The organism is Nocardioides sp. (assembly GCF_035429765.1).
Taxonomy (GTDB): Bacteria; Actinomycetota; Actinomycetes; order Propionibacteriales; family Nocardioidaceae; genus Nocardioides.
Genome location: NZ_DAOMFK010000234.1, coordinates 1 through 4347, shown reverse-complemented (window position 1 = coordinate 4347; position 4347 = coordinate 1). Strand labels below are relative to the sequence as shown.

Here is a 4347-nt window from a genome sequence, read left to right as displayed (position 1 = left end):
GAGCGGATGATGCGCGACGCCAAGATCACCCAGATCTACGAGGGCACCAACCAGGTGCAGCGGATCGTGATGGCCCGCCAGCTGCTCGCCGGGATCCAGTCTGAGCTGTGACACGTGTGAGTGTGCCTCGCGCGCTGTGACGCCTGGGGCGGGTGGGACCACGCCGCCCCGCCGGCGCCGCTGGTTACGGGTACCCCGCCGCTCCGGATAGCCTTGGGGGCGTGTGGACGACGCTGGCGTGGGGGGTGGTGGTGCTGCACGCCGCCTACCTCGTCTTCCAGATGTGCGGCGGGCTGCTGGGGTTCCGTGACCCACGCTGGCTCGCGCTGCACCTGATGGCCGTCACCTGGGGCATCACGATCGTGGTGATGGGCTGGCGCTGTCCCCTCACCGTGTCGGAGAAGTGGCTGCGCACGCAGGCGGACGGGTCGGCGTACTCCGGCTCCTACCTGGACCACTACCTCTTCGGCACCTACCTGCCCAACGGCTCCCAGTCGCTGGTCTACGCGCTGCACCTGCTGGTGATCCTGGCGATCTACGCGGCCCTGGCAGCCAGGTGGATGCAGACCCGCAAGACGCACCCGGTGCACACCTGAGCCGTGCTCACCACTGCGCGGTCGGCCACCGTGCGCTGGGCGGGAGCCCTGCGCACCCGCACGTTCGTCGGCTGGGTGTGCGTGGCCGTCGTCGCCGCCCGGCTCGTCTTCCTGACCCAGCCGCTGCGGTCCGACGAGGGTGGCTACCTGTTCCTCGCCAGGCACTGGCGCACCGGTGGGGAGTTCCTGTACGGCGACTACCACGTCGACCGCCCGCCGTTGCTGATGGCGATCTTCCGGGTGGCCGCGCTCACCGACTGGGACGGCGCCATCCGGCTGCTGAGCATCCCGTTCGCCGTGCTGACGGTGGCTGCGGTCGCCCGGTCCGCGTTCCTGGTGGCGGGGGACACCGCGGCCCGGTGGGCCGCGGTGGTGGCCGCGGCGATGCTCGTCTCGCCCGCGCTCGCGGCGGACCAGGCCGACGGCGAGCTGTTCGCCACCCCGTTCGTGGCGGGCAGCGTCGCGCTGGCGCTGGACGCGTGGCGCCGGCCCCGGGGAGCGGCTCGATGGGGACTGGCCGTCGGGTCGGGGGTGCTGGCCGGCTCCGCGGTGCTGGTCAAGCAGAACTTCCTGGACGGGCTGGTCTTCGTCGCCGTGCTCCTCGTCGCCGACTCCCTGCGCCGGCGCCGGGTGGAGACGCGCAGCCTGGTGCTCGGCGCCGGCGTCGCGGTCGGGGTCCTGCTGCCCAACCTGGCCGCCTACGGCTGGGCCCACTCGCACGGTCTCGACGGCCTGCAGCTGTGGACCGACCTGGGCGCGTTCCGGAAGCAGGCCCTCGAGGTGATCCTCAGCCAGAGCACCACGGCGCCGCTGACCCGGGCCTGGCAGCTGCTCGGGCTCGCCCTGGTCAGCGCGATGGTTCCACTGCTGTGGACCTGGGGGCGCTCGAGCCTGGGTCGGGTGCGACGGCTCTCCGCGGAGGAGTGGGCGGTCACTCTCGGCCTGGCCTACGCGCTGACCGCGCTCCTGGGCGGGGGCAGCTACTGGGCGCACTACCTGATCGGGCTGGTGCCGATGCTGGCGCTGGGCACCGGCATGCTCGCCGCACGAGGGGACCGGGACGGCCGATCGGCCCGCCGCTGGGCCCGGGTGGCGGCCGGCTCGGCGTCCGGTCTCGTGGTCGTCATGGCCGTGGTCTACGCGACCACCCCGTGGGTGTGGTTCCAGCAGCACACCGGTGAGTGGCTGGCCGCCTCCAGCGAGCCGGGCGACACCGCCGTCGTCCTCTACGGGTCGCCCTCGATCCTGGAGACGGCCGACCTCACCTCGCCCTACCCCTACCTGTGGAGCCTGCCGATGCGCACGCTGGACCCCGACCAGGAGCGGCTGCGCAGCACGCTGGCCGGGCCCGAGGCCCCCACCTGGGTGGTGGAGGCGACACCGCTGAACTCCTGGCACATCGACGAGTCGGGCCGGCTCCGGGCGCTGCTGGCCGAGCGCTATGAGCGGGTGACCAGCTTCTGCGGGCTGCACGTCTGGCTGTTGCGCGGCGTCGAGCGGGACCTGGCGCCGCCGCCGCGCTGCTGACTGCACGGGTGGGGCATGATCGGTCCATGGAGGGGACATGGACGTGAGTACGTCGGGAGTCGTCGGCCTGTCCGGCCGCTACGAGATCCCTCGCTCGACCGCCCCGCGCGCGGCCGACCTCGTGCTGGCGGGTGCGCCGCTGCCGCTCACCGGCGTGCTGCGGGTCTACACCTGCGGCATCACGCCGTACGACGTCACGCACCTGGGGCACGCGGCCACCTTCATCTGGGCCGACCTGCTGGCCTCGCTCGCCCGGGCGCTGGAGGTGCGTCCGGTGACCTGCCGCAACGTGACCGACGTCGACGACGTGCTCACCGCCGCCGCCGGGCGGCACCACCGCCACTACGACGAGCTCGCCGTCACCCAGGAGTTCCTGTTCGACCGGGACATGCGGGACCTGGGGTTCGCCCGGCCGGACGCCACCCCGCACGCCCGCGCACACGTTCCCCACGTCATCATGCTCACCGACGCGCTGCTCCGGCTCGGGCGGGCCTACGAGCGCGGGGGGACGGTCTTCTTCCGGGCCCCCGACGAGCTCGACCGGCACGGCCTCGACGAGGACGAGGCCCTCGCGGCGTTCGCCGAGTTCGGTGACCGGGCGGAGGACGGCCGGGAGTCGCCGTGGGACGTGCCGCTGTGGAAGCCCTCGCCCGAGGACCATCCGGCCTGGCCGAGCCCCTGGGGGTGGGGACGCCCGGCCTGGCACGTGGAGTGCGCCGCCATGGCGGGGACCGTCTTCGGTGCCTCGCTGGACGTGCTGGTCGGCGGGGCCGACCTGGCCTTTCCCCACCACGCCTACCAGGCGGCGATCAGCGAGGCGGCCACCGGGACCGCCCCGTTCGCCCGGCGCCAGCTCCACGTCGGCACGGTGCTGTACGGCGGGACCAAGATGGCCAAGTCCACCGGCAACCTGGTGCTCGTGCGCGACCTGCTCGAGCAGGTGCCCGGCCCGGTCGTCCGGCTGCTGCTGCTGGGCCGTCCGTGGGCCTCGTCCTGGGAGTACACCCCGGCGCTGCTCGAGGAGGCCGCGGCGACCCTGGAGGGACTCCGGCGCGCCGCACGCAGGTCGGGGGACGAGGACGGAGGCGAGCGGGTGCTGGCCGCCCTGCTCGACGACCTGGACGTGCCCTCGGCGGTCGAGGTCGCCGAGTCGGCGGGCGGACCGGCCGCGCGGGTGCTGCTGGACGTGCTGCGCCTCCACGACGAGCGACGCTGAGGGACGCGAGCGCTCAGCGCGGGAGGCCCTTCGGCGTGCACAGGTCGCGCCCGATGCCCTCGGTGTCGTCGTCGATGATGTGCTGGAACATCGCCTTGGAGCGCTCAGGATCCCACTCCACGCTGAGGTTCACGATGGGCACGGTGCAGGTCAGCCCCGAGTCGCCGGACACCCGCGTCATCGCCCACGCGAAGCGCATCATCGCGAACGGTCCGGTCCCCTCGCTGATCCGCAGTGACTCCGCCGCCGCCTTGTTCAGCCGGACGTAGCGGACCGGGTTGAGGAAGGTCCACGGCGACAGCGCCTTCTGGCCGACCGCCGAGACCACCTCACGCTGGTGCTCGGCCCGGGTGATGTCGCCGTACTGCGGGTCGGTGTGGCGGGAGCGTGCGTACCCGAGCGCGGTCGCCCCGTCCGCCTGCTGACAACCCTTGCTGATATCGAGGTTGGCCAGGGGGTCCTTCATGTCCTGGGTGGGGCAGATCTCGATGCCGCCCAGCGCGTCGACGACGCCGACGAAGCCGCCGAAACCGATCTCGACGTAGTGGTCGACCCGGATCCCGGTGTCCTGCTCGATGGTGCGCACCAGCAGCTTGGGGCCGCCGTAGGCGAAGGCCGCGTTGATCTTGGTGACCCCGTGGCCGGGGACCTCCACCTGCGAGTCGCGAGGGATCGACATCAGCAGGTTCGGCCCGGAGCCGACGTGCAGCAGCATGATGGTGTCGGTGCGCTGGCCGGACACGCTGCCGGTGCCGAGGTCACGACGCTCGGCCCGCGAGAGCCCGGCCCGTGAGTCGCTGCCGACGATGAGGTACGTCGTTCCCGGCTGCTCCGGCGGGCGCTGGCCGGCGGGGAACGCCTCGACCTTGCTGATCCGCGTCCAGGCCCACACCGGGACCACGACCAGGAACACCAGCCAGGCCACGAGCGCCACGACCAGCCAGCGGGCCACCCGGCGCCGGGGCCGCCCCGTGCCGTCGGCGGCCGGCGCCGACGGGGGGACGGCGG

The 4347-nt window shown here is 73.1% G+C and carries 5 protein-coding genes; 4 read left to right on the top strand and 1 reads right to left on the bottom strand.

Annotation, left to right across the window (positions count from 1 at the left end; genetic code table 11):
- From PLP61_RS15235 to PLP61_RS15220, 4 genes are all read left to right on the top strand, one after another.
- A partial coding sequence (locus PLP61_RS15235; RefSeq protein ID WP_324503609.1) for an acyl-CoA dehydrogenase family protein occupies positions 1-111 on the top strand: 111 nt, incomplete at its 5' end.
- Positions 112-221: 110 nt separating this feature from the next.
- A complete protein-coding gene (locus tag PLP61_RS15230) occupies positions 222-596 on the top strand; it encodes a DUF2784 domain-containing protein (protein WP_324503608.1) in 375 nt (124 codons plus the stop codon).
- A 3-nt stretch (positions 597-599) separates the two neighbouring features.
- Positions 600-2123 carry a hypothetical protein gene (locus PLP61_RS15225; RefSeq protein ID WP_324503607.1) on the top strand — a complete coding sequence of 508 codons (1524 nt, stop codon included), beginning with the start codon at positions 600-602 and terminating at the stop codon, positions 2121-2123.
- 43 nt (positions 2124-2166) lie between these two features.
- On the top strand, positions 2167-3339 hold the full coding sequence (locus PLP61_RS15220; protein WP_324503606.1) for a cysteine--tRNA ligase: 1173 nt from the start codon (positions 2167-2169) through the stop codon (positions 3337-3339).
- Between the two features lie 13 nt (positions 3340-3352).
- Here the strand turns inward: PLP61_RS15220 and PLP61_RS15215 are convergent.
- Positions 3353-4347: LCP family protein (locus PLP61_RS15215; protein ID WP_324503605.1), on the bottom strand; the 995-nt coding region annotated here is incomplete at its 5' end.